Source organism: Sedimentibacter saalensis, assembly GCF_007830175.1.
Classification (GTDB): domain Bacteria; phylum Bacillota; class Clostridia; order Tissierellales; family Sedimentibacteraceae; genus Sedimentibacter; species Sedimentibacter saalensis.
The window spans coordinates 1-26,533 of record NZ_VLKH01000009.1; the positions used below are offsets into that span (position 1 = coordinate 1).

Below are 26,533 nucleotides of genomic sequence, written 5' to 3' on the forward strand. Positions count from 1 at the left end.
GGGAGAACACAAGGTTCTCCCCTACATACTGAAATCCAGGTTCACAGCCAAATGTTAATATTCGGTGCGTAGGGGCGGACCTCGTGTCCGCCCGTGTTTATTAAATATTGACTAACCTCTTTTATACAAAGAGGTTTTTTATTTTGTTCAGGCATATTTAAGATTTGCTTTTTTAAATAATTTTAAAAACAATAAGTCGTAATTATCAAATGTATTTTTTCAAATACACCTTATATAATGTATTCCATATTCTTAAGTGCTGTGATAAAATCAACCCATTCTAAATCTGATTGAGAACAAATTATTTAAATATATTACTATTGGGAGGATACATGTATAACTCAAGTTATCATCGAGAAGAAATCGAAAAAGTATACGGAAAAATAAGTCCTTTTGAACTTAAGGACAAATTGATAAACCTTGCAGAGGACTCCAGCAAGGGAAGCGCCCATTCATTGCTTGATGCAGGAAGAGGAAATCCCAACTGGATTGCTGCAACACCTAGAGAAGCTTTTTTTACATTTGGACAATTTGCTGTTCTAGAAAGCCGCAGAGTCTGGAATCAAGGAGACCTGTCGGGTATGCCAAGGAAAGAAGGTATTGCGGAGCGTTTCAAGGAATTTGTCAAAAACAATCCAGATGCTCCTGGAATTAATTTACTTAAGAAAATGATAAATTATGGAATCACCGTTAAATGTTTTAATGCAGACGCCTGGATACATGAACTTGTTGATGGAATTATAGGAGACAATTATCCTCAGCCTGACAGAATGCTGCGCCATGTGGAACTTGTAGTCAATGATTACTTGATTCAGGAACTTTGCTACAATGAGCCTCTTGAAAGGAAGTTCAACACATTTGCAGTTGAAGGTGCTACTGCTGGAATGTGCTATATTTTCGATTCGCTTATTGCAAACAACATATTGTCCAGAGGTGACAAAATTGCATTGATGACTCCTATTTTCACTCCATACCTGGAAGTTCCCCACTTGCCCAGATATAATTTCGAAGTCGTGAATATTTCAGCTGATGAAGTTGATGAAAAAGGAAGACACACGTGGCAGTATCCTGAAGGTGAACTGGACAAGCTGAGAGATACATCTATCAAAGCATTGTTTGTTGTAAATCCAAACAACCCTCCATCAGTTGCAATGAAGGCAGAGACTGTAAAACAGCTAAAGGATATAGTTAATAATTCTAACCCCGATTTAATGATTATTTCAGACGACGTATACAGCACATTTGTTGACAATTTTGTTTCCATAATGGCAGATTTGCCATACAACACCATTGGAGTTTATTCCTATTCCAAGTATTTCGGTGTGACCGGATGGCGTCTTGGAACAATTGCATTATACGAAGACAATGTATTTGACAAACTGTTGAGAGAACAGGATGATGACAGAAAACAAAGGGCAAGAAGGCGTTATTCCGGTTTGTCAACTGATCCTGATAAAATTCCGTTCATAGACAGGATTGTAGCTGACAGCAGACAGGTTGCCCTCAACCATACTGCAGGTCTTTCCACACCACAGCAGGTTCAGATGGCATTCTTTTCACTGTTTGCCATAACAGATAAGGAAAACACATACAAAAAATTAACAAAAAGCATATGCCGCCGCCGTAAAAAACTGTTGTTTGACGGATTGGGCCTGGAACTAAATACAGATGCTTATGATGCAGCTTACTACACCCACTTTGATCTTCTTGAATGGGCTACAACAAATTACAATGCTGAATTTGCCAGATATCTGCAGGACAATTACAAACCGGTTGACATTCTCATACGTCTTGCTGAGCAATCATCCATTGTGCTTATGAACGGCAGCGGATTTGGAGCTTCTGAATGGTCCATTAGAATTTCTCTGGCTAATCTAAGCGATGAATCATATTCCAAAATAGGCGAAATTCTTTATGATATTTTAGGAAAGTATGTTGAAGAATGGAAAACTTCCAAGTAAATAAAATGTGGCTGTTGCATTAACCATGTTCATGTCATCCTGAGCACCAGCGAAGGATCTCATTTCTTAAATGAGATTCTTCGAGCTAAAGCTCTCAGAATAACACGATAATAATCACTATGCAACAGCCCATTATCTTTACAACTTATTTTTTCTCTTTCATAACTCTGTAAAAATGTTTAAGGTTATCCGGAACAACATATTCATCTTCCTTGTAACTGCTGTTTGAAACTCCTCCGTACACTTCCTTAAGAATTCCTTCAATTATCATTGCCTTAGGCGGTTCCGTATATTCATTTCCCTGATAAATCCAAACTCTGCAGTCAACCTCGTCACCGCACAAATCTCCGCAGGATTCACAGAGGCTTTCCTTGTATTCCATTTGAATGTCTCGTCCGTTTACACGAATTGTGGGAGATGTGAGAAATTTATATTTTACAGCCAGTTCTTCAGTGTTTACATTGACCTTGTTTATTACAACATCTGTTCCTGTTGCTTCGAGAACATGAGAAACATCCTTCAAAGCCTCATCAAGATTGCTTTCTGCTCCCTGGCACCTTGTGCACACACTTAAATCCAGAAACAGGAAATCTATAGTAATTTTTTTCCTTTCAACCTTAACCTTGACTTCCTCTTTGTTTGAACAGCAGCCAGATGACCCGGAGCAACATGAAGAACTGCTGTTTTCGCTAACTTTCACGTTTTCTTCTTCCGGAATTTCCTCAATCTCAATATTGCAGCATGAGCTTTTCTTTTTATTACTTCCAGTTATGCGTCCAAATATTCCTTTTTTTTCATTATCCATGATAAAATTTCTCCTTTTATTCTATACAAGGATTATGCCCCTTGCAAGGCAATTTTTAAAACTATTTTACTTAAATAACCAGAATCATATTAAATATCAAGCCAGACAATACTGCAGAAATAAAAACTACAACAATGAATGTAATAATCAATTTTTCCTTAAATATACTTGCAAGCATTGTCAACTCTGGAATAGCTATACCTGCCCCGCTTATAATAAGCGCTATGACAGCACCAATACTTGCACCCTTATCCATCAATGCAAGGCCTATGGGAATTGCTGACGTTACACGTATATAAAGAGGCATACCAATAATCGCTACAACCAGGACAGCAAATGGGTTTTCAGGTCCTGCGACTTTTGTTATAAGCTCTTCCGGAAGGTATCCATAAATTGCCGCCCCTATTGCGACCCCAATTACCATGTAAATAAATACGTTCTTAAAATCTTCCCAGGCTGTTATAAATGAAACCTTAAGCCTGTTTATAAACCCTTCCGGCTTTTCAGCATTATCCTGCTCATGCCCATTTTGTTTAATTCGTACATTTTTAACTTGATTTGACCAGCCCATTTTATCAAGAATCATTCCAAATATTACTGCAAAGAATGATGTCAGCACCAGAAATCCTACAGCAACCTTCCACCCCATAAATGTTCCGAGCATAACAAATACCAACGGATCCATTAAAGGAGAAGAAATTACAAATGACATAACCGTTCCGAATGGTACACCAGCCTGTAAAAATCCAAGAGTCATTGGAACAGTTGAACATGCACAAAATGGCGTTACAGCTCCAAAAATTACGCCCATAATATTGCCCCATACACCTTTTCCAGACATCCAGTTTTTAAGTTTATCCTGAGATACGTACATGAATAACAATGCTATAAGAGTGCTGATTCCTAAAAATAGGATAACAAGTTCAGCCATAATAGATATAAAATATTTAGTTGTATCAATAAAAGTGTTCAACTAGCTCGCCCCCAAAATTAATTAAATCATATAAATCCTTGCTTATGTACTAAATTCACCAGAATATCCAATGATGTTTTGATATTATCAACAGTCTCAGAATCCAGTTCCTTAAGTATGTTTTCTAGGTATGCAACATATTCTTGTTCAATTTTATCGATTATTGATCTCCCCTTTTCTGTAATTCTGACACAGCATACTCTTCCATCTAAAGGAGATTGAACTCTCATAATATATCCCTTTTTTTCCAGCCTGTTTACAATTTTGCTTGCACCGCTTTTAGTTATATTCAATTCATTACCTATTGAAAGAATTGTTATGTGTTTGTTTTTAGATGACTTTTTCAGTGCCATAAACTCTATCAAAGATAAATCTTCACAACAACAATCTCCGCAGAAGCCCTGGCTTCCAAAATACCAAGATAAATCTTGAATTGAATTATAGACATTCAGTATATTGCTATTCATTAATTCCCTCCTTTCACAATAATAGTTTCCTTTGTCAACTATTATTATATGCATTTTGGTTTCCGCTGTCAACTATTATTACATGATATTCTGTTTTTTTTGCTAACATATTTGCTATTCAAATTAGAAACAAAAATGCCAACAAAGGCATATTAATACCTTGTCGGCATTTTATAATGTAAATCAACATTTTATATAAGGAAGAATTGTTGCTCCTTTCAGATAATTATCTGCTATTATAATAACTTGTTTAATTCATCACCTTTAATTTCATCTGCTCTCCACCCTATAACCGCAAAATTACCATTTGCATGTGCTGCAATTTTGTTAATCCATTCAATTTCATTGCTTGCCTTTGCAGCCAGCATTTTGTTGGTAGTCTTTGTCTGATATAGAGAAGAATTAATAACCCACCACTTCGCACTTATGCCGGCGCGTTTCAAATCTTCTTCCAGGCGCATTGCTTCATATACAGGTGTTGTTTCTGCCAGTGTAACAATTATTACCTCAGTTTCATCAACATTTTTCAATCTAGGCAGCAGCCTCTTAGCAGATTCAGGAATATCCCCTTGAGAACGAGATATTTCTTTGTTATAGCTTTGTGTTGATTCTAACAGCAGCAATGTATGCCCTGTGGGTGCCGTATCAATTACTACTGTTTGATCTTCTGCCTTATTAACGACTTCTGCAAATGCTCTGAACACGGCTATTTCCTGTGTGCATGGAGATCTCAAGTCTTCTTCCACATATGCTACATCCTCTTCAGACATGGTTTCTCTGGCCTTTGAAAGAACTTCCTCGCTATATTTTTTAAGTTCAGCCTGTTCATCAATGCTACTTAATGTAATACCTTCCTGTTCATTAATAACAAAATTAAGATGAGCAGCAGGATCTGTTGTAGTCAAATGTACCTTTTCCCCTTTTCTAGCAAGCCCCAGAGCAATAGCAGCAGCTATTGTAGTCTTTCCGACCCCGCCTTTGCCCATAGTAAAGATTACCCTTTTACCACTGTCATACAAATCATTTACAACATCCTTTAGACCAGGTACATATTCAGCATTTATTTTTTCTTCACTTAATATATAATTATCCCGCGTTAATAATGCTCTGACATTTTCCAGACCTGTAATGTTATAGGCTCTGAGTGGAATAACATAAGATGTTAAGTTCTTTAAGCCCTCCGGAATTTGTGACAGAGCTATTTTTTGTTTATTATAAAGACTCTCGGATATTTCATCATCATAGGAATTCATCAAACCATTGATTATCAACATTTGATTGTTTACACCGATTTCAGAAAGTTCCTTGGAAGCTCTTTCTGCTTCTGTGAGAGGGCCGGTTTCAGGTCTTGTTACAAGAATAAGGGTTGTTAGCTTACCATCAGCTAATGTTTCAACCGCCTTCTTATAAACTTCCTTTTTGCTTTCCAGTCCGGATAGTTGCCCTAAGCAGGAAGCTCCATGTGTATTTTCAATTATAAAATTGCTCCATGCAGATGGCAGCTGCAGCATTCTTAGAGTATGACCTGTTGGTGCAGTATCAAATAATATATAATCGTATTCTTTCTGTGCTGCTTCATCTGTTAGAAAGTTAGAAAATTCATTAAATGCAGCAATTTCAACAGTACAGGAGCCTGATAACTGCTCTTCCATGTTATTTATTACAGACTTTGGCATCAATCCTCGATATGGAGAAATTACACTTTCACGATACTCTGCTGCCGCTTGAAGAGGATCAAGGTTTGCCACAACCAAATTAGGAACTTCCTTAATTGGAACTCCTTTGTTATTCAAATCAGCATTGAATACATCCTGTAAATTTGAAGCAGGATCAGTGCTGACTAAAAGCACCTTTTTCCCGCTGTCAGCAAGTGCTACAGCAGTAGCACAAGCAGAAGATGTCTTTCCGACTCCTCCCTTGCCTGTGTAAAACAAGTATTTTGTAAGTTTTATGTTTTGTGGATTAAAAATTTCCATTATTAAATTATCTCCTTAATTTACATATGAATTATCATATTTTTTCTGGTCTTATTGACAAACATTTATATTATGCTCATATGAGCATGTACTCATATATCGCTGTTTTTTATAGCCATTTGTCAATGGCTTTTATACAATATTATTTTACTGCTTCAAATTGTACCATTAAATAGCCTCTTGTCAATATATTTTTATTTATTAACATAACTTATGATTTATTTTGTCAGATAATTCTTTAATTTTCTTTTTAATTATTATATATAATTAAAATTTATGTATACATTTTATACATTTAATCGAATACCATGAAGGGTAATGAAATATAAATATTGCTTTGACAAACAAGGAGGAAATGTATGAAAAAAATACTTGTGCCAGTTGATGGTTCTCCCGTGTCACAATCAGCAGCCGATATGTCTATTGACCTTGCAAGACAGAACAACAGCGAAATTAAATTTATAACCGTCGTGAAAGTTAACGAAATAGCTCGCTTCAGTGAAGAAGGGATAGGTTATGTAATTGATTACACAAAAACAAATGAAGAACTGATTAAAGAACAAACTAGAATATTAGATGCTGCTATTGATAAATATTACAGTTCCAGTGTTCCTTTCGAAAAAAAGGTGTTGATCGGAAAACCTCATGACCAAATATTAAAATATGCTGAGGAAGAAAATTGTGATTTTATCATTATGGGCCGCAGAGGCTTATCAAAAATTAGACGTTTTTTTATGGGTTCAGTAACACAGAAAGTAATTTCAAATGCTAAATGCCCTGTTATGATAATTAACGAGTCAATGAAATAGATGGATGCTAAGAAAATAAAATTAAAAACAGTATGCGTATTGAGCTAAAAACCACACCCTTGGAGAAAGCAATCCAAATTGATAACAAAGTCATTAAATCAATTAATATTGGTAATTGTCGTGAACTTGAAATCTAAGTGAATTTATAGCCACGGGCGGACACGAGGTCCGCCCCTACGCTTTGTCAATAGTCAGGATTGTTTTCGATAAGCAGTCTTTTAAATTAAATGATTAACATCCACATGACTTTCTATTTATTTTAAAATTATCCCCAGTCTTTATTATTTCTGGACTTCCAATACCTACTTCAAGATCACTTTCTATTACAAATTTAACTCCATCAACTTCTTCCAAAGCATCATCTTCTCTTAATTCATCAAACTTGATGTCAAAAATAGGACCGCTTCAGCCAAAATCCACCATTTCAAATCTGGCTGCAGTTTTTCCTTCTTTATTCAATGCTTCTTTCAATTCCTGCAAAACCTCTGATTGAATTTTAATATTCATATTTCCCTCCTTCTAGTCCGCTAATATTTTATCTACCTTTCTACATATATCTTCAGCAACCTTATCAACCATATCAAGATGTTCCTGTGATAAGTTCCTTGTTGATACTGTCTTGCCTGCTGCAGCTTCTTCACCGATAATATCCGAAACAACTACCAGGTCAGAAACATCGCCGCTGTATTTTTCTGTAGCTTTTTTTGCACAGCATTTATCGCAGCCTTCTACTGCTATAACAGGAAACGCCTTTGCAAAAAATCTTTCTTCCTGACCTCCTGCAACGTATAGCGGGAGACATAAGGAAACTACTTTTCCTTCTCTTAATTCTTCCATCACCTTTCTTGTTGCAAGTCTTGAGATTGTTCCCCCAAGGCATTCTTCGCCGCTGCAGGATAATACGCCTACTTTTGATTTATTCATTTTATTTCTCCCCCTCTATGATTTCCAGTATTTCTTTTTTAACCATATCGGCAAGTTCATCAACTATATTCCAGCCATCATCTGTTAGGAAAGTTGCAGTTCCTGCATCAATTCCTCTGTGCTCTTTCATTGCATCTATGGATTTGAACTCCTTAACTACATTTCCGCCTACAAAAGCAACGTTTTTAGCAGCGCACATTTTAGGACATCCATCCATGGTAACGCATGTAAATCCTTCTACTTTTTCTTTTGCATCTTCTTCGCCTGTCACTATATGAGCGAGGCAGACTGTTTCTGTTTCCTCAGGCAGCAGTTCTCCGCTTACTCTTAACATTGCTTCTCTTGCCATTAAACCATACACCTTACCAATTCCGCTGCATGGTATTACTTTTATTTTAGACATGAAATTCATCAACCTTCCTTTTTAATATTTCAAAATATTCATTAAAATCACAAATAAAATCTTTATCATTTTCAAAATCACTCAATTCTATTTCTGCAATCCATCCCTGTTCATATGGACTTTCATTAATAAGTTCCGGTTTTTGTGACAATGTGTCGTTAACGGCAGTAATTGTTCCGCTTACAGGACTTATGACTTCGTATACAGCCTTTCCTGATTCTATAGTGCCAACTTCGTCAAATTGGCTCACTTCGTTTCCAACTGACGGAGGAGTAAAAAACATTATGTCTGACAGGCTGTGCTGCACATAATCAGTCACACCCACTCTTGCCTTGTTTCCCACTACATAAACCCAGCTGTCATTTTCATTGAAATAAAATCCTTCTTTTGGAACCTTGAATAAAAATTTATCTTTTTGATATGTTTCATATTCCAAATCTACAGGAAACATACCTGCTTCACTTATTTCTGCCTTTTCTTCTTCTTTGCTCAGTTTATCAACTAAATTATTTACGAGTTCTTCTTCAGCAGTTCCCAATTTTAAGCTGCTTCCCAATTTAACGTTATTGGCTTTTGCTTCATCGGTAACATTAAGCTTCTCTGAAATTCTTAAACCTTTTTCAGAAGCTAGCTTGCTTGCACACCTTGTAGCACATCCGTCCAGAACAAGCAGCGGCTTTTCTGCAGCAATTTTACTGTATCTTGCATCAGCTACTCTGTATAAGACAGGACATATGATTTCACTTTCTGTATTTTCAGCAAGCTTTACTGCAACTTCTTTTGTAATGCATCCTGCACATTTATCAAGACCATTGCATGGAAGAATTGCATACGACTTAGTCATTGCTTTCCATCTCCTTTCTTATAGATTTAATCATTTTTGTTGTTGCATTTTTATCCGGAAACTCTATTGCATCCAGGCCGCATGTTTTACCGCATGCACGGCAGAAAACAACACAGTTTTCAGGATTTTTTACGGTAAACTTCTGAACTTCACTTTCATGTACTTCAAATACATTGTGAGGGCAAAACTTGACGCATTCCATGCAATAGTTGCATTTTGCAAAATCTATTCTTGGACTCCAGTCAATTCTTTCTCTAGGAACTCCCATAAACGTGGTTTCACTCATTATTCCTCATCTCCTTCAAATCCCAGTCTTTCAAGAGCTGTTTTAACGATATCAAATGCCTTTTCATTGGTCATATCTCTAATATCAAGCATTACAGCATCCTTTTCTATATCTAGTCCTGCGTCCTTAAAAGCCTGCTTGAACATTTTTTTCTGCATGTTTGGAGCACAGGCGCCTATGATCAATTTTCTGTTGGACTGCAGGAAATCAGCAAGGAATCTGTCACCATCCTCTTCGCAAAGCTGAGGATGAATAAAGCCGTATTCCACCGGCAATTCAACTCTGACCTGATTAATAAAATCCCATATGTCCATGGCTTGAAATCCAGGGCACTTTCCTGTGCACACGCACATTATAAATCCGTAACGTTGTTTATCTTCCATTTCAAAACCTCCATAATATTTAATTAATTACATTTTTAATGCAACCATTTACTTATGTATAGATCTTCCTGCTATTTCTGCACATGCTTCCCATATGGCTTCACTTAAGCTTGGGTGAGGGTGAATCATATCTGCTAACAAATCTGCCTTGGCCTTTAAGGCTATGGCAAGGGTTACTTCGGAGATAATTTCAGAAGCGCTATGTCCCATAATCTGACCTCCGATAATTGTGTTGTTTTCATCGGCAATTATTTTTACAAATCCTTCTCTTTCCCCTAATGATAAAGCTCGTCCATTATTTCTCAGGTTGAATTTCCCCGTTTTGACCATTATGCCGCGTTTAATAGCTTCTTCCTCGTTAATGCCTACAGAAGCTATTTCCGGGTTTGTATAAACACAAGCCGGAACTGCATCATAATTTATTACATTGTTTATTCCTAGAGCGTTTTCTGCCGCTGTTTTTCCTTCCATAAATGCAAGGTGTGCCAAAAGCTTTCCACCAACAATATCCCCTGCAGCATAAACCCCATCTACATTAGTTTCCATTCTATCATTTACAACAACAGCACCATTTTCAATATGTAAACCCAGTGTCTTAATCCAGTCACTGTCAGAATTAAGTTTTCTTCCTATAGCAAGAAGTACATTTTCAGAGCTTATTGATTCCGTCTTATCCTTTATAGAATATATTGTCTCCAGTCCATCTTCTGAGCGCTTTATCTGCTTAACAGCTGCAGACAACTTAAAACTGATTCCTTTTCTTTTCATTATTTTCATCAGTTCTGTTGATAATTCACTATCCTCATTAGGTAATATCTTATCTTTCATTTCTATTATTGTTGTTTTAACACCAATTGAGCTGAACATAGTAGCAAATTCAAGTCCTATAGCCCCACCTCCTATAATTGCCATACTCCCCGGCAATTTATTCAAGCTTAAGGCGTCAGTGCTTGTTATTACTCCTGGTGAATTTATACCTTCTATATTTGGTATTAAGGGTTCAGATCCTGAAGCAATTATCAATTTTTCACAATTAACTTCTATTTCACCTTCACTTGTTATAACCATAATTTTTTTTGAGCTTATAATTTTACCAGTTCCTTTTACAACATTGATTCCTTTGTGAGGTAAAATGTTTTCAAGACCCATGTTCAAATTTTTAACCACACGATTTTTTCGTTCTATGCTAATGTTCCAGTCAATTTTAGATTGACTTACATCAATTCCAAATTCCTTGGACTGTTGAATGTTATTGCACAATTCCGAACTCTTCAATAATGTCTTTGTAGGAACACATCCTACATTTAAACATACTCCGCCAAGTTCCCCTTTTTCTACTAGTACAACTTCAGCACCAAGGCCTGCAGCTCTAATGGCAGCCACATATCCGGCTGGTCCTCCTCCTAATATAGCAATTGTTGTATTTATAGTATCTCTAATCACAAGACACCTCCTTTAGTTAAAAATTTAACTTATAATTGTATAAAGCATTGACAATCATCAATATATAGTATTATAGTTTATACATAGATATGTGTCAATATATTTATTATGATAGTGAGATAACTTTATCTGCTCATTCATTATATAAAAATATTTTCGCAAGCATATTGACAATTATCTATATGTCGAATATAATGCATATATAGATGAACGTCTATGAGTAAGAAAAATTTAAAGAGGTGCTAAATTTGAAAAACGATTATAAAAATTACGCATTGTCCATGAAAGCTCTTTCAGATGAAACAAGAATAAAAATATTTGAAATGATTTCTCACAATGAACTTTGTGCATGTAATATTTTAGAAGAGTTTAACATTACTCAACCTACATTGTCCTATCATATGAAGACTTTATGCGAATGCGGCTTAGTAAGAAGTCGAAAAGATGGAAGTAAGACCTTATATTCCATCGACAAAGAATCTCTAGAAGATTTGAGAAGGTTCATTGATACCATAGACGGCAACATGAGCACCATATCATAATACCATATAAAAGGAGAACTAATGTTTATATTTCAATGGTTAAATAATCAATTACTTAAAATGGAGTGGCTTTCCAATTTAATAAAGCTTTTGGTAGAAAATGTTTTTGGGCTCAGTGTCCAGGAAAGAATTGGCGGAAGTATTCATTTTTTCATATATGATGTTATTAAAATATTCATATTGCTTTCAGTGTTGATATTTGCAATTTCATATATACAAAGCTACTTTCCTCCTGAAAGAACAAAAAAAATATTAGGAAGATTTAATGGAATATCAGGTAACATCCTGGGAGCCTTGCTGGGAACAGTTACTCCCTTTTGTTCATGTTCTTCCATTCCGTTGTTCATTGGATTTACAAGTGCAGGGCTTCCTTTAGGAGTGACATTTTCATTTTTAATATCTTCACCCCTGGTTGACTTAGCGTCAGTGTTATTGCTGGCAAGTATTTTCAACTGGAAAATTGCTATAGCTTATGTTGTGGTTGGTCTAGTTCTTGCAGTATTAGGCGGAACTATAATCAGCAAACTTCATCTTGAAGAATATGTAGAACCTTTTGTATACGGAAACAAGTCAGCGGATGTTGAACAGGAAGAACTGACAGTTAAGGACAGACTAGCTTTTGGTAAGGAGCAGGTTTTATCTATAATCAAAAAAGTATGGCTGTATATTTTAATAGGTGTTGGAATTGGTGCAGCAATACACAACTGGATTCCGGAATCAGTTATAAGTGCAATTCTGGGCCAGGACAAATGGTATTCAGTACTTATAGCAACATTTGTCGGAGTACCAATGTATGCAGATATATTCGGAACATTACCCATCGCCGAAGCTTTGGTTGCAAAAGGTGTAGGACTTGGAACTGCGCTTTCATTCATGATGGGAGTTACGGCATTGTCACTGCCATCAATGATTATGCTCAAACAAGTTGTTAAACCAAGACTTTTATGGACCTTCTTCGGCTTGGTAACTGTGGGTATAATAATTATCGGATATGCTTTTAATGCCTTCGGGTATATATTTATTTAAATTATAAGGAGAAATAATATGATAATTAAAATTTTAGGCTCAGGCTGCAAAAATTGCGTAGCTTTAAAGGAAAACACAGAAGCTGCCCTCAAATCAACAGGAATCGAAGCAGAAATCATTAAAGTTGAAGCTATGAAAGACATTGTGTCTTACGGTGTTATGCAGACACCTGCATTGGTTATTGATGAAAAAGTTATGTCCTACGGTAAAGTTCTTAAGCCTAAGGATATAGAAGCAATACTTGAAAAAGTGAAATAGACGATAATGAACTGAGAAGAGGTGTGCCTAGGTACACCTCTTCTTTTTATTATAATTTATTTAATTGATGTTAAATCAGTGATAAAACTACGAAAATATTCAATTTTTTCTTCATTCAACCAATAGTGCATCCATTTGCCTTCTTTTCTTGACGACACAAGTCCGCATTCAGTTAAAATTTTCATATGATGGGATAATGTAGGCTGCTTTATGTTAAAATCAGCCAGTATCTTGCATGCACATTTTTCACCGCTGGTAAGAGTGTTGATTATCATCATTCTGTTTACGTCTGACAATGCTTTAATTATTTTATAATTCTCTTCGAAATCTTTATCTTCCATGATTCTCCTCATTAATGATGTTGAAATATTTATTTCCGGTTAAAATGTTATTACATTCATTATAACATCATGCATGAATTTTATCAAATCCAACATTGCAAATAAGTCAAATTTAAATAAGATTGAGTTCTTTTGCAATGCCGTAAAATATATCAACAATCTTTGGGTCATAAAATATACCGCTGCAGGCTATGATTTCTTTTGCTGCTTCAGCTTCATGCATTGCCTTGTGATAAGGTCTGTCGTTTGTCATGGCATCAAAACTGTCAACAACAGCAAGAATGCGGCACTCAATTGGTATATCCTCTTTTGACAGTCCCGAAGGATATCCTGTACCATCCCATCTTTCGTGATGGTGAAAAATTAGAGGAGCAATATCCTTAATTTCTAATGACTCCAAAGCAATTCTTTCACCAATTGATGTATGTGTCATCATAACCTTCCATTCATCTTCTGTGAGCTTTTCCGGCTTCTTCAAAATGCTGTCCGGTATACCTATTTTTCCTATATCATGAAACTTGGTCAGCAAAATCAGACGGTCCATTTGATCCTGATGCAGAAAAAGTGCCTCTCCTATTAGAACAGCCAATTTTTCCATTCGCACCACATGTCCTTCAGAAACATAATCTTTTGCTTCCAAAGCCTTCATGAGGGTTTTTACAAAAGTGCCTCTTGTACTTTCCTTCTTGAGAAGCTTGTTCTGATACATATTGTTATCAGCTACTTGAAACAAGTATTCCATATTGACAAGTCCAATTGTATGGTGAGAATATCCATAAGCAACAGACATATTGCCGTTTGGTGCAGTAAAATTATACTGCTCAATTTTCAAGGAAAGAATATTAAGCAGCTTTTCCACTTCTTCCTCTCCAACATTCTCAAGTATGACCCCGAACTCATCCCCTCCAATGCGCGAAATATGTCCATAATCTTCAAATACTTCACGGATGATATTTGCGGTGTCAATAATTATCCTATCACCGGCAAGATGACCCAATGTGTCGTTGATAAACTTGAGTCCATTCAAATCTATTGATACAGCAGTTATTTTTTCTATTTCTTTTCCATTGAATTTATTCATGGTTTCTTCAAAGCATCTGCGGTTGTAAAGATTTGTCAGATTGTCCCTCTCAACCAAATCTCTCAGTCTGTGTTCCATGATGATGCGTTCCGTCATGTTTCGAAGCATAATTAGGATTTCATTGCTTTCTGACTGATGAAAACGGGCTTCATAATAATAAGACTGTCCATCAATTTCCAACTTCAGTTCTTTTATGTAAACAGATTGTCCCATACGCACCTTAAGTGCAGCACTGCTTAAAGTTTCCATGATTTCACTGTTGCTTAGAAAATGTTTAAGTATATAATCGTCATCCCTTGATGCTGCTGTAACCGGACTGAGGCTTCCGTAGGGATTGCTCACAAGCAAAATATCAGGAATTGTTGAAATAATAGCCTTGTTTCGTGCATTGATTTTTTCAAGATCCTGTATTTTATTCTGAAGCTCCGGGTAATAATTTTTACGAAATGAATCCTCTCCTAATCCAATAATAGAATCTCTGCTGAAATTTTTCTTGTTCTTCTGGCCATATGAGTTTTCCATAAAAATAATCACCGCCGTCCTTCAATCAATTTTTTTACTGAATTTTCAACATTATATTTCATTATCATTCCTTACTTTTCCTTAGAATCTTTTTAAAGATTGCCCTTATTTCTTCCTTGGTGACATTTTTAGGATTTGTAATGATGCATGGGTCGTCCATTGCATCTTCTGACAGTTTGTCTAAAATGTCATCATTCAATGCTTCTACTTCCTCATAACCTTTAACTCCAAGGTTAATTCTCAATGTTTTAATCTTTTCAATCAGACTTTCTTTTATCTCATAACTATTTTTGTCTTTTATTTCTATGTTCAGCTTTTCTGCAATGTCTGTATAACGCTGTTGTACAGCATCAAAGTTTAAGTCGATGACATGTTCAAGCAATACGCTGTTGCATTCGCCATGAGGCAGGTCAAGAAGTCCTCCCATGCTGTGTGCCATTGCATGAACCAGCCCAAGACTCGCATTTGAAAAGGCAAGACCTGCGTGGAGAGAACCAAACATCATCTTAAACATGGTGTCAACACTTCTTTCCCACTTTACTGATTCTTCAATATTTTCTCCTATAATGTGTATGGCCTCAAGGGCATGAACATTTGCAAGATGCGAGTGTGCATTTGAAACATAAGCTTCAATTGCATGAGTTAAGGCATCCATACCGGTGCATGCTGTGAGATAAGGATCTAGAGTCATGAGGGGAACAACATCCAGCAGTGCAAGGTCCGGTACAACCTTCTTGCTGATAATTGCTTTCTTTACCATATTAGCCGTATCATAAATTATAGCAAACTGTGACACATCTGCTGATGCGCCGGCAGTTGTTGGTATGCAAATAAGAGGAGGTCCGGGAAAATTGATTTCATCAACTCCCTCATAATCCAGGATATTTCCGCCATTGGTTGATACAATGCTTATTCCCTTGGCACAGTCAATAGGACTGCCTCCTCCAATGGCAATAATCAAGTCACACTTTTCAGAAATGAACATTTCAGCTCCCTGCATGACTTCACAATCTCTTGGGTTTGATGTCACATGACTAAACATACAATAATCAGCAGCACAATTTTTAATCTCTTCCAGTATATCCATAAACCATGGAAGAGAAAGCAAATTTGCATCTGTTACAACCATTGGTTTTTTTGAAGCAAAATGCATAATATATCTTCCTATCATAAGTCTTGCATCAATCCCGGTAATAATTTCAGGTGCAACGAATTTCCTTAATTCAGTAGTTATTTCCATTAAGACTCCCTCCCATCTATTACTAAATGTATACCCTATGGCATATTCCATAATCAATATAATAACTAATTTTTGTACAAGTAAAACGATATTTGGAGAATTATATCATATGCCATATTTATTTTGAAGTTTTTATTTCAATATTTCATATATTGTTCAGAAAAATTTCCTATTACAAACTAAATAAAGATCAATGATTTTTTTCCGGATGGACATTGATAAATATAGGTATGTCGTCTATTCTGGAATAAAAATAAACATCCTCTTCATTAAAATAATAAATTTCATCATTGCTTTTGACAATATACTCTTTTGACTTATTGTTTAAAACATATACGTTATCATGAATTTTCTCATATTCACCCTCTTGGAGGACATCGAACTGCTTATATCTGCAGTAATAATTATTATTATCAAAAACAAAATATTCTGCATCTCCAGTTATAGCTTCCCCCATAATATAAGAACCAACAATATTTTTGTTCACTTGTTTTTCTACATTCAATATAAATAATATCAATATCAATATTATTAATATAATGTATTTATAATTTTTCACAAAATACTTTTCTGCTTTGCTTAAAAAGTTTCTCATAGTACCCCCGTTATGATTTGATAAGTCTGTTTTAACAATATGACTAATTATGTTGATTGTATTATCATTATATTAAGAAATTGGAAATAGGTAAAGCACAATGTTATAATTTGGAAATTACGAAGGCTAATATGAGAAAATATAATATTATACAATCTTGATTATTAAGATTTTAACATTTTTAATATAACTATTTTTTTGTTTTTGTTAGTAAATGCATAACTATTTTTTTGCAAAATCGGCATCTTAATTTTAGTTCAATTTTAATTTTACTTAATTATATAAGTGATTTTTTAAAATGCACCTAACTATATTAATTTGTTAACGATATTATATATTGAACCGAAACTTTAGCATTGATAAATATATATTTATATGTTATACTTGTTAAGTATTGCAAACATTTATATCATTATATTAGGAGAGTTTAAATGTCAGAAAACAAACAATTAACAAGAAAGGAATTTCTTAAAGGAATGGGTTACACTGCAGCAAGTGTAGTTGCAGTTGGATCAATCAGTGGATTGCTTACAGGATGTGCAACAGCTCCAGCAGCAGCTCCAGCACCTGAAGCAGCAGCAACAGCTGTAGATACTGCACAAACACCACAACATCCATTTCCATACAAGAAATTAGATCCTGCAGTTGTAGAACAAAGAGCATTCCAAGGCTATAAAGAAAAGGGCGGCTGAGGTGCCGGCATAGCCGAAGGGTTCTTCGGTACATTAGCTGATGAAGTTGGATATCCATTCAACCAAATCCCAGTAGCAGCATTCGTTAATTATGGCGGAGGTTTCCAGCAAGCATCTTTATGTGGTTCATTAGGAGCTGCAGCAGCATGTATAGGTACTGTATGTGATGCAGACACATCTAAAAAAATATTAGTTGAACTTGAAAATTGGTACAAGGGTGCAGCATTCCCTGCTTATCAGCCTGAGAATTTAAATCTTGCAACAACTGTTGCAGACTCAATTCTTTGCGGTGATTCAGTAGGAAAATGGATGGAAGCAACTGGCTTTGAGTATGGTTCTCCAGAAAGAAAATCTCGTTGTGCAGGCGTTACAGCAGACACTGCCAAAAAGATGGTTGAATTGTTAAATGCAGCATTAGCATAAGCTGACAATTTGCAAAGTATTTATGTAAATCTAAATGAGCTTTCTCATTTAGGCATTATCCCTCGATAGCTACGAGGAGAAACAAAAGATGATTTCTGTATTCAGAAATCATCTTTTTTATTATAAGTTTTTCAAATAAAAGGTCATAGGGTAGGTCATAGGGGACGGTTCTCCTTGACCATTCATTAGGTCGTTACACCGTTAATCTAGGAATTTGCGATTAGCCATAGAGAACTGTCTCCAAAAATTTAAATCTTTTTATTCTGCTGATGGACACGTAACGTTAATAATATCAAGTTTATCATTATAAAACAATAATGTTATAAGAATAGATGGAGGTAAATTATTTTTATACCTTATTAAGTCAAGCTTGGAATAATTTATTGGAATAATAACAGCTTTTGTGTATTTAAGTTTAGAACTATTGAAACCATTATATCTACTAGTTATATTTAAAATGTTATTAGTAATTTCGGAATTAGCGGTTAAATCTATAGCTTCAAAGTCAGGATATCTATTAATTAGAGATTTTATATCATCACCAACCATAATATCTTTAATAGGATATTTATTGCTAATAATATCATATGATATTACCAATCCATTTTCTGAACTACCCTCATGAGTAAGATAAGTAATTCTAATATCATCATATATATATGTTTCGTGTATTCTTTTTTTGTTAGGCGAATTTGTTCCTATATTTTCATATTTATAGTCTTTAAAATCTGTAAAAATTTTAGTAATTTCAGATTTTCTATCAAATAAAATGAGTTTATTGCTTATTAACAAATCATCTAATGTTATTGTTTTATTGTTTTTATAATAATCTATTTCTAGTACATTAATAAAAAATATTATAATAATTAAAGCGATTAAAATAAGTATTTTTTTATTTTTCATTATTTGACTCCTTATATTAAATATTAAAAAATAAAAAGTAGAGACAAAATTATATCTAGATTTATGTCATATATCTGGAAGATAAGCAATATAAAGATATATGCTTAAAAACTGCTCTTATTTGTGTTTCTTTAATTATTGTATGCTTAATTTACAAGGGATTATTTACGCTAACTGACTATGTAATTAGAATATTATAAATGCATAATTTGACAAATACTTATCAATTGAAAATATTAATTTGAGATAGCCAAATCATTCTGGCTTTATATTTTACGACATTCAACCGAACACCCCCCGCATTCAAATTGCATATTAATTGTACTCCCACAATATGATAAAATCAACTATATTAATGCGTTTATTATTAAGTATTAATATGGCTTATACCTATTCCCTTATAACGCAAAATCACCTATTGGTAATGTACCAATAGGTGATTCCTCGATTTAAAACTAAGTTTGACTAACCCCTATTTTTGAACTATTTAACTTTAATATTTTATAAATGTAGTGATAAGTTAGCAGTTTTCTATTGATTATAATCCTTCGTAAACGAAAAAATTCTTAGGAACTAAAATTCAATCTCAGCAATTGCTATTTTGTGCGTTTAAATTTGGATTTGGATTATTAATTGCTTCCGTTTCAGTTTCTGCTGTCATGTTTTTATAACATACATACCAGAATGGACATTCATAGCCTAATTCAGCAGCTGAGTCGACTCTGTTAATAAGGTCTTCATATGTATGAACCGGAGGAACTAAGACCGGGTCACCAGGCTGCCATGCAGCAGGGGTGTAATAATTATAATTTTTAGTTACTTGAAGCGCATCAATAATCCTTAACAGTTCTACAGCATTTCTTCCGTTGGTGTGAGGCATTGTTACAATTGCCGCTATTTTTCCTTCAGGGTCTATTAAAAAAGCATCTCGCACAGATTCTTCATATGTCCTGTCTGCATTAACCATCCCATAAAGATTTGAAACTTCTTTATCGTTATCTGAAATAACAGGAAATGGAACGGTTATTCCTGTTTTAGCGAAAACATCATATACCCATTCTAAATTTGCAAAATTGTTATCCGTAGTCAGTGCAATTATTTGTACATTTCTTTTTAGATATTCCGGATAATAATAGGAGCCCATAATAATTTCTGTGGTTGATACCGGAGAAAAGGCTGCAGGATGACTGAATAATACAACCCATGACCCTCTGTAATCTGATAAATTAATATATCCGTGAGTTGATAAAGCCCTGAAATCAGGTGCCAGCCTTCCAACGGTCACGGTATTTATTCTATCTTGATTTGTTATGTTCGTAGACATATTATCACCTTATATTTAGATTTATGTTATTACAATATGTTGTAACTTGTAAATTGATATAAAAATTGAATAACATTAATTAAATAAAGTTGTGATAAGTAGAAACTTTTATTGTATTATTAAATAATATTATCAACAACATAAAAGTTTAATATGTAACATGTTTAAAGTAATTTGCGTTATTATTAATTAGGGTTATTCCGGTATTATCATAACAATACACTTGGCATACTTCACCACATGTGCTGTGACTGAGCCTATCATTTGAGTCCACCCTTTTCGTGTTGATTTTGTCATTATTATGATATCCGTTTCATCAGATTCTGCAAATTTCAATATTTCTTCACCGGCATTGCCTACTCTCACATGTTTTGTTACATTGAAACCTTCAAGTTTTCCGGCGACTTCATCCAAAAATGGCATTGTTTCTTCTTTGATTTGCTTGTAATCTGATTCCGATCTAATTCCATCGTCTTCCTTGACGAGAATTATGGAAACATCAACCTGATCTGGTTTGTAAAGAGTTTTTACCAAATCAATTGATTTGATACTTCTTTTGCTGCCGTCAATAGGCAATAATATTCTCTTCATACTTATCTCCTTTCTATTTTTATATGTCTAACGATTTAAATTATGATTCAACAGTTTTTTGTGGGTCATGTCTATTCCAAAGGCACCCAGCGGAGCAGTAATGAGTATTGCTATAACAGCAACAGTAAGAACTATTTGGCCGCATGCAAGACCCATTGCAAGTGGCACTGAACCAATTGCTGCCTGAACTGTAGCCTTAGGTGTATAAGCTATCATGCAGAAAAGACGTTCCTTATTTGACAACTGTGTTTTAAGTAAGCAGGTATAAACTCCAATCATCCTGAAAATCAGCACACCTGCTATCAGCAATATTGAACTGAGTCCGGCAGCGGCGGCATACTCAATGTCAACTGCAGCACCTACAAGAACAAATAAAATCAACTCAGCTGCAACCCACAGTTTAGAAAACTTTGAAGATATGCGACCTGCTAGATTTTGATTGTTTCTTTGCACAATTATGCCCATGCTCATTACTGCCAGCAATCCAGAAAACGGCAACATTCCTGCTAGTTTGTCTTCTAACGCAACAAGTAAAAAAGCAATGCTCAGCATAACTATAACCTTGTATGAGTCTCTCATGTGAAATTTCTTAAACAACTCCAGCATCAAAAGTCCAACAGCAATTCCACCAACCAGTCCCAGAACAATTGATATTGGAATCTCAAGGAAGCTTGATACAGAAATACCTTCTCCCATGGCCAAGCCTGTAAACGAAGTAAACATTACTATGACAAAAACATCATCAACAGATGCTCCTGCCAATATAAGCTGCGGAATGCTTTTATCAGTGCCATAGCCATTTTCCATGAGATTAAGCATCTTCGGAACAACCACAGCCGGAGATACAGCTCCAACCACAGCTCCCATAATTGCTGCATCAAGTAATGAAACTCCCAATAACTTTGGTGCCAGAAGAATCATTCCTACCATTTCAAAGCAGGCTGGAACAAAGCACATGAGAACAGCCGGTCTTCCCACCTTGATTAAATCCTTAATATCCAGAGACAGCCCTGCTCTTGCAAGAATTATTATCAGAGCCAGCTTGCGCAGCTCGGCTGATATTCCAAGTATTGAACTATCCAGTAAATTAAGTACATGCGGACCAAGAACAATTCCTGTTAAAAGCATACCTAGGAGACTTGGCAGCTTTAGTTTTTTAAAAACTGAGCCCATCAACATTCCTATTAAAAAAATCAAAGCTAAACTTGTTAGCATAAATACCTCCTGATTGTAATGTAAATTTATTATGTAGTGTTTCAGAATCATTAAATTATGCTTTCAAGAATATAACTATGACTCTGTAAATTAAAAATTTGTGACGCTTATTTCATGCATTTCCAATAAGACCACAGCTACTGCCTTAATTTCATTAAATAAAAAATCCTACAAATGAAAAAATAACATCTGTAGGAGTCATCAGCTTATGCATTTAAGGGCGAACTCCATCGCCATTTAACATATTAAATTATCTTATATTTCTTAGATTATATCATTCAAGCTGTATTATTACAAGATTAATTTACTTTTTAAACTGCAAATTTGTACCTCTACTAAAGCACCTATTGGTTATAACCCAATAGGTGCTTCATTGTAATTTTATTTATATATCTAGTATGTAGCGGTAAAAGAAAGTTTGACATAATACAACTAAAAAACATTTAAATTGCAGCAGTCAATTTTTTAGTTTTTGCAACAAAGTTTGACATAATCATTTAGTTATAAACCTACTAAATTCAAAAATGCTAATTTTGATTTTGCTGATTCTACTCATTATTAATTTAATTTTATTGAGCAAAACTATTTCCCATTTTATTAATAATTTACTTTACATTCTTTTCACAATCATGCGAATTGCCAATATATTGCTTCACAATTCTTTCATCAATATTCCTTGTTAGAGTATATGTAAATCTTGAAAAATATCTATCCCAGAACCTTTGTGCATTTGGATTAGTTGTTCCATGTTCGACCCACAAGCGTTTATAATTTTTCTTTTTTAAAACATTACTTACATACTGTAATAGTTCCTGTGCAATATTCTTTCCACGATAAGCACTTTTCAAATATAAATCTCCAACATTTATTGTATATTTATCACTATTAGCAAAACAATTACCATCACATGATGCATCAAGAATTCCGATGATTTCTCCTTCATCCATCGCAACAAATAATCTTGTGTTCACATCATTAATATATTCCCAATAAGCATCATCCGTAAACTCTTCACCATAATAATACGTCGGACTTGCTTGTAAATGTTTAGCTAGACTCCTCCATAACTTTAAAAGGCTTTCTCTGTGTAATAATATATCATGTTTTGTAAGTTCACTATACTTTAAAATGTAAGTATTCGTATCGCAAAATGGTGTATCAATGTTCTTTATTGCATCTGTACACAATATGCCGAACTGATTTAATACAAATGAAGAAATAACCTCTTTATCATGTGAATAGACTTTTACTTCAAAATTTCTAACATTTAATTTTATTAAGTTTTCTGAGGCATATTGAAATAATAATGAAGCAATCTTTCCTCTGTCTATGCCCTCCTTTATTCCATATCCATATATAGGTGAATAAGCCTTTTTATATCCATTATAATCTTCATATCCACTTAATCTGAATGCCATATATCCTAACAAGTTATCATTTTCAAATACCATTACTCCTAAATCACATCTAAATAACTCGTTGATATATTGACTAATCTCAGTTTCATATTTGTTATTGAATAAAGCACTGACTTCTTGTTGTTCGCTTAAATAATTATCAACTGCTAATTTAGTCGCTGCCTCTATATAATTCATATCTATAGATTTTATATTCATATCATTCTCCTGGTCTAAATATAGCACCTTTATTTTTCTGCTTTATTGCGGCATATGATATAATCATATTTTCATGCATAATTAAAAAGTAGCTCAACATGCAATTAACTTGTCTAACTTTCGCGTTATAAACATAATGGGAAGTTACACCAAATTTACAGTTTACTAATTTTGTACATTTATACATGGTTCATATCGCTAATTAAAGGTAACTTCTGATTTTTTAGCTGCTCGTATATTTGCATCATCGAGTTTAACAATGTACGCACTAAAAGGTAACCCTTCAATAGGTTCATCACAACCACCGCACTATCTACATTCACTGTATGTAGACCCAGATATTGGAATCATAACATGAGAATTGTTAGGTGATTCCTCATACTTGTAATGTAAAGCTTTAATTTCGGATACAACTCCATTGAGCATAAAAAGTGTTTTATAATCAGAGTCATGCGCCTCATAGTAATAATCTATTGTCCCAACATTAACAGGTGAATTATCACCATCCCATTTTAACACAAGCTAACTAACAGAATCTCCGATTTTGAAAGGAGTACCACAACATTGCATTTGCCAATCATCGTATGAAACGATACACTGATTCAAAACATTCACTCCTTTATCGATGGATTAACTAAATAATTTGCTTTTTGAGTTGTCTTAAATAACTGTTTTCCATTCTGACCAGGGGTGGCAATATCAGATGAAGCCTTATCAAGCTCAACTAAAAGAAAAAGGAATACAATAAAGTATGTCTCGAAAAGGGAACTGCATTGATAATTCAGTTATGGAGAATTTTTTCGGATTACTTAAATCAGAGCTATTGTATTTACAAGATTTTAAGAGTATAGAACATTTTAAGAAAGAATTAGAAGATTACATCAACTGGTATAATACAAAAAGAATAAAGAGTAAACTAAAAGGACTGAGTCCTGAAATACAAAACTCAATCCTTATTGGTTGCTTAAAGCTATATGTCTAACTTTTTGGGGTCAGATCACTCTTGCTGTTCTTTTCTTTTCAGTAATGGTATGTATTTGTAGTTAAATGATTATACTTTCAAATCTGTGTACGTGTAGTGGTATGGAAACCAACTGCATGTACAATACTGTAACATAGGTTACTGTAAGTTATCCTTTTAGACTAATTGCAAATATGTGCTATCATCAATCGCTCAACAACGAATTGCCTTTAAATTATATATTCTTGTATATTTATTCCCTTCAGGTACCATTTGATAATTATATACAAATGTACTCGGGTACATATTTTCGCGTATTATTCTTCCAACTTCAATACATACTCCTGCAGGAGCCGCTAAGAAAAGATGTATCTCGTCATATTTGTAATAAATCTTATCCAACTCACTCTTCAATGTTTTCTTAAATCTTTGAACATCAGCATAATAGTTTAAGTATGATAACTGCGGATTATCTACTCCAATAGACAGAAGGTCAAACTCAACATTTAGAGCTGATTCAACGTCCCCAATATCAACAGGTGCACTTACACTAACTGATACTGCCAATATTTTTGAACCGTTTGCTTTCAAATCTAAAACAATATTTATACTGTCGTCTTGTTCATTATAAACCCATTTATTTTCATTTTCAAAATACTGGTATATATTAATATTCGGATTATCATTTTGAAGCAAATATCCAAAAGCTACGAGTAATGGAATCGCTGCTATTGGGAATATATGTACTGCATTATTTGAATTCTTTATTATGCTCTCATAGATATTAATAACATTATCCAAACATACATTCCATTCTTCAGATGATTTTGGTCTTATATTTTGAATAGATGATCTATAAATCGCAGAATTTTCAATATTAAACGCTTTCATTATAACATCGTAATCCAGTGCTACCCCATACAACTTAAAATCAACAATAATGCTTCTACTCGCTTCAGGAATCTTCGTAAATTTTTCTCCATGAAGATAGTATTTACCATGTTTAGCTGGAGTAACTCTATAATCGTATGTCCATTTAGCAAGACTAACTTCCCAATTATAGAATTGAAAATGGCTTTGATCAGTTTCTGTATTTATTTCTCCTACGACGAATCCTGCAGGATAATCTTTATCTTCAGCTCTTCCCTGTCTACAAGAACAAAATTCTGTATTTATAGATGGATCATAGACCACCGTAGCATCATGACAATGACCACCTAAATATAGATCAATATCCATTGTCTTATACAGACTTTTTATGTGTGCTTTTACACAATTGTTAAAATCACTTATTCGATGATGTCCAATTGCAATTTTAATTGGCTTTGTCTTTACTAATGGCTCAGAAAGACATTCAAATAGGCTATTGAGCCCAACATGTAATTTACCAGATTCATTTTCTGAATTGTAACACATCCAAGCTGTATTAAGATGAATTATTGCAATATTGTCATCCAAACTTTCCACAAAATGAATCTTGTCTTTAGGATATTTTCGCCCAAGTATATTTTGATATGTGTCAAAAAAATCGTATTGAGCCTTGTTTAGCTTGTCATAATATACTCTTTCATCTTCATCTAGTAATTCAATTTCCCAGGCTTTCCTAACGATTTGTTCTCTTTCGTCGGGTATATTTCTATTCAAATCATGGTTTCCGGGAATCATAAAAACTTTGAGAAATGGAACATCAGTAACTGCAATAATCCTTTTAATCAGTAATTCAGCATCTTGATATCCATTATTTTTATCACTTATATCTCCTGTAATAATAATAAAATCAAACGGGCTCTGTTGACTAATATCTTGAATCTCTGCGATTAATGCTTCTCGCATAATAGTGGTTTTAATTCCCGAAGCTATCGAATGTAAATCTGATAAGTGTATCCACCTATACCTCATCTATAAGTCCCTCCATTCAAGCGTAATAAA

At 34.4% G+C, this 26,533-nt stretch carries 29 protein-coding genes, 1 pseudogene and 1 riboswitch; of the genes and pseudogenes, 8 read left to right on the forward strand and 22 right to left on the reverse strand.

Features of this window, described 5'->3' with window-relative positions:
• The first annotated feature begins 332 nt into the window (after positions 1-332).
• Positions 333-1,961: an aspartate 4-decarboxylase gene (aspD, locus tag LY60_RS13535; protein ID WP_145084901.1), complete on the forward strand. Its 1,629-nt coding sequence runs from the start codon at positions 333-335 to the stop codon at positions 1,959-1,961.
• A gap of 145 nt (positions 1,962-2,106) precedes the next feature.
• On the opposite strand, the gene LY60_RS13540 is transcribed toward aspD, so the two are convergent.
• The 4 genes from LY60_RS13540 to arsA all read right to left on the reverse strand — a co-directional run bounded on the left by LY60_RS13540 (position 2,107) and on the right by arsA (position 6,182).
• The gene (locus LY60_RS13540) at positions 2,107-2,766 is read right to left on the reverse strand and encodes a DUF2703 domain-containing protein (RefSeq protein WP_145084904.1); all 660 of its coding nucleotides are present in this window, start codon (positions 2,764-2,766) and stop codon (positions 2,107-2,109) included.
• A 70-nt stretch (positions 2,767-2,836) separates the two neighbouring features.
• A complete protein-coding gene (locus tag LY60_RS13545; protein WP_145084907.1) occupies positions 2,837-3,739 on the reverse strand; it encodes a permease in 903 nt (300 codons plus the stop codon).
• A gap of 26 nt (positions 3,740-3,765) precedes the next feature.
• Positions 3,766-4,206 carry a MarR family winged helix-turn-helix transcriptional regulator gene (locus tag LY60_RS13550; protein ID WP_145084910.1) on the reverse strand — a complete coding sequence of 147 codons (441 nt, stop codon included), beginning with the start codon at positions 4,204-4,206 and terminating at the stop codon, positions 3,766-3,768.
• Between the two features lie 236 nt (positions 4,207-4,442).
• Entirely contained in the window at positions 4,443-6,182 is a 1,740-nt protein-coding gene (gene arsA / locus LY60_RS13555) for an arsenical pump-driving ATPase (protein ID WP_145084913.1), read from the reverse strand.
• Between the two features lie 359 nt (positions 6,183-6,541).
• On the opposite strand from arsA, the gene LY60_RS13560 reads away from it, so the two are divergent.
• Positions 6,542-6,991 (forward strand): universal stress protein, encoded by a 450-nt coding sequence (locus LY60_RS13560; protein WP_145084916.1) that lies wholly within the window; start codon positions 6,542-6,544, stop codon positions 6,989-6,991.
• Between the two features lie 231 nt (positions 6,992-7,222).
• On the opposite strand, the gene LY60_RS18355 is transcribed toward LY60_RS13560, so the two are convergent.
• From LY60_RS18355 to lpdA, 7 genes are all read right to left on the reverse strand, one after another.
• Entirely contained in the window at positions 7,223-7,345 is a 123-nt protein-coding gene (locus LY60_RS18355) for a hypothetical protein (RefSeq protein WP_281291863.1), read from the reverse strand.
• A 165-nt stretch (positions 7,346-7,510) separates the two neighbouring features.
• Entirely contained in the window at positions 7,511-7,915 is a 405-nt protein-coding gene (locus LY60_RS13570) for a putative zinc-binding protein (RefSeq protein WP_145084922.1), read from the reverse strand.
• Position 7,916: 1 nt separating this feature from the next.
• Positions 7,917-8,327, reverse strand: coding sequence for a putative zinc-binding protein (locus LY60_RS13575; RefSeq protein ID WP_170226231.1), 411 nt, complete (start codon positions 8,325-8,327; stop codon positions 7,917-7,919).
• Complete coding sequence (gene gcvH, locus LY60_RS13580; RefSeq protein WP_145084928.1) at positions 8,311-9,162, reverse strand: glycine cleavage system protein GcvH; 852 nt, start codon at positions 9,160-9,162, stop codon at positions 8,311-8,313. The genes LY60_RS13575 and gcvH overlap by 17 nt, the downstream gene beginning before the upstream one ends.
• Entirely contained in the window at positions 9,155-9,448 is a 294-nt protein-coding gene (locus tag LY60_RS13585) for a 4Fe-4S dicluster domain-containing protein (protein ID WP_145084931.1), read from the reverse strand. The genes gcvH and LY60_RS13585 overlap by 8 nt, the downstream gene beginning before the upstream one ends.
• Entirely contained in the window at positions 9,448-9,831 is a 384-nt protein-coding gene (locus tag LY60_RS13590) for a hypothetical protein (RefSeq protein WP_145084934.1), read from the reverse strand. The genes LY60_RS13585 and LY60_RS13590 overlap by 1 nt, the downstream gene beginning before the upstream one ends.
• A 48-nt stretch (positions 9,832-9,879) precedes the next feature.
• A complete protein-coding gene (lpdA, locus tag LY60_RS13595; protein WP_246145480.1) occupies positions 9,880-11,274 on the reverse strand; it encodes a dihydrolipoyl dehydrogenase in 1,395 nt (464 codons plus the stop codon).
• Positions 11,275-11,522: 248 nt separating this feature from the next.
• Here lpdA and LY60_RS13600 point away from each other — a divergent pair, with 248 nt between their 5' ends.
• The 3 genes from LY60_RS13600 to LY60_RS13610 are packed head-to-tail and all read left to right on the forward strand — an operon-like array spanning position 11,523 to position 13,100.
• On the forward strand, positions 11,523-11,816 hold the full coding sequence (locus LY60_RS13600; protein WP_145084937.1) for an ArsR/SmtB family transcription factor: 294 nt from the start codon (positions 11,523-11,525) through the stop codon (positions 11,814-11,816).
• Positions 11,817-11,837: 21 nt separating this feature from the next.
• A complete protein-coding gene (locus LY60_RS13605; RefSeq protein WP_145084940.1) occupies positions 11,838-12,842 on the forward strand; it encodes a permease in 1,005 nt (334 codons plus the stop codon).
• An 18-nt stretch (positions 12,843-12,860) separates the two neighbouring features.
• Positions 12,861-13,100: a thioredoxin family protein gene (locus LY60_RS13610; protein ID WP_145084943.1), complete on the forward strand. Its 240-nt coding sequence runs from the start codon at positions 12,861-12,863 to the stop codon at positions 13,098-13,100.
• Between the two features lie 56 nt (positions 13,101-13,156).
• Here LY60_RS13610 and LY60_RS13615 read toward each other — a convergent pair whose 3' ends face one another.
• The 4 genes from LY60_RS13615 to LY60_RS13630 all read right to left on the reverse strand — a co-directional run bounded on the left by LY60_RS13615 (position 13,157) and on the right by LY60_RS13630 (position 16,879).
• Positions 13,157-13,441, reverse strand: coding sequence for an ArsR/SmtB family transcription factor (locus LY60_RS13615; RefSeq protein WP_145084946.1), 285 nt, complete (start codon positions 13,439-13,441; stop codon positions 13,157-13,159).
• A 112-nt stretch (positions 13,442-13,553) separates the two neighbouring features.
• Positions 13,554-15,044: an HD-GYP domain-containing protein gene (locus LY60_RS13620; protein ID WP_145084949.1), complete on the reverse strand. Its 1,491-nt coding sequence runs from the start codon at positions 15,042-15,044 to the stop codon at positions 13,554-13,556.
• Positions 15,045-15,108: 64 nt separating this feature from the next.
• Positions 15,109-16,284, reverse strand: a complete 1,176-nt coding sequence (locus tag LY60_RS13625; protein WP_145084952.1) for an iron-containing alcohol dehydrogenase — start codon at positions 16,282-16,284, stop codon at positions 15,109-15,111.
• Positions 16,285-16,474: 190 nt separating this feature from the next.
• Positions 16,475-16,879: a hypothetical protein gene (locus tag LY60_RS13630; RefSeq protein ID WP_145084955.1), complete on the reverse strand. Its 405-nt coding sequence runs from the start codon at positions 16,877-16,879 to the stop codon at positions 16,475-16,477.
• Between the two features lie 431 nt (positions 16,880-17,310).
• Here LY60_RS13630 and LY60_RS18215 point away from each other — a divergent pair, with 431 nt between their 5' ends.
• Both LY60_RS18215 and LY60_RS18220 read left to right on the forward strand, forming a co-directional pair.
• On the forward strand, positions 17,311-17,571 hold the full coding sequence (locus tag LY60_RS18215) for a hypothetical protein (protein WP_246145482.1): 261 nt from the start codon (positions 17,311-17,313) through the stop codon (positions 17,569-17,571).
• A gap of 9 nt (positions 17,572-17,580) precedes the next feature.
• Positions 17,581-17,994, forward strand: coding sequence for a C-GCAxxG-C-C family (seleno)protein (locus LY60_RS18220; protein WP_281291867.1), 414 nt, complete (start codon positions 17,581-17,583; stop codon positions 17,992-17,994).
• Positions 17,995-18,252: 258 nt separating this feature from the next.
• Here LY60_RS18220 and LY60_RS13640 read toward each other — a convergent pair whose 3' ends face one another.
• From LY60_RS13640 to LY60_RS18395, 6 genes are all read right to left on the reverse strand, one after another.
• Positions 18,253-18,897 carry a hypothetical protein gene (locus tag LY60_RS13640; protein WP_145084961.1) on the reverse strand — a complete coding sequence of 215 codons (645 nt, stop codon included), beginning with the start codon at positions 18,895-18,897 and terminating at the stop codon, positions 18,253-18,255.
• 586 nt (positions 18,898-19,483) lie between these two features.
• Positions 19,484-20,221 carry a peroxiredoxin gene (locus LY60_RS13645; protein WP_145084964.1) on the reverse strand — a complete coding sequence of 246 codons (738 nt, stop codon included), beginning with the start codon at positions 20,219-20,221 and terminating at the stop codon, positions 19,484-19,486.
• Between the two features lie 195 nt (positions 20,222-20,416).
• Positions 20,417-20,812, reverse strand: coding sequence for a universal stress protein (locus tag LY60_RS13650; RefSeq protein WP_145084967.1), 396 nt, complete (start codon positions 20,810-20,812; stop codon positions 20,417-20,419).
• Positions 20,813-20,839: 27 nt separating this feature from the next.
• Entirely contained in the window at positions 20,840-22,027 is a 1,188-nt protein-coding gene (locus LY60_RS13655) for a cation:proton antiporter (protein ID WP_145084970.1), read from the reverse strand.
• Between the two features lie 185 nt (positions 22,028-22,212).
• Positions 22,213-22,271: riboswitch (Fluoride riboswitch) on the reverse strand.
• 361 nt (positions 22,272-22,632) lie between these two features.
• On the reverse strand, positions 22,633-23,643 hold the full coding sequence (locus tag LY60_RS13660; protein WP_145084973.1) for a GNAT family N-acetyltransferase: 1,011 nt from the start codon (positions 23,641-23,643) through the stop codon (positions 22,633-22,635).
• A 522-nt stretch (positions 23,644-24,165) separates the two neighbouring features.
• Complete coding sequence (locus LY60_RS18395; RefSeq protein ID WP_425474239.1) at positions 24,166-24,258, reverse strand: DUF6578 domain-containing protein; 93 nt, start codon at positions 24,256-24,258, stop codon at positions 24,166-24,168.
• Positions 24,259-24,313: 55 nt separating this feature from the next.
• Here LY60_RS18395 and LY60_RS18225 point away from each other — a divergent pair.
• Positions 24,314-24,611 (forward strand): annotated as a pseudogene (locus LY60_RS18225) (transposase); the annotation flags it as partial.
• A gap of 206 nt (positions 24,612-24,817) precedes the next feature.
• Here LY60_RS18225 and LY60_RS13670 read toward each other — a convergent pair.
• The gene (locus LY60_RS13670; RefSeq protein ID WP_145084978.1) at positions 24,818-26,503 is read right to left on the reverse strand and encodes an SAVED domain-containing protein; all 1,686 of its coding nucleotides are present in this window, start codon (positions 26,501-26,503) and stop codon (positions 24,818-24,820) included.
• Positions 26,504-26,533 lie beyond the last annotated feature (30 nt).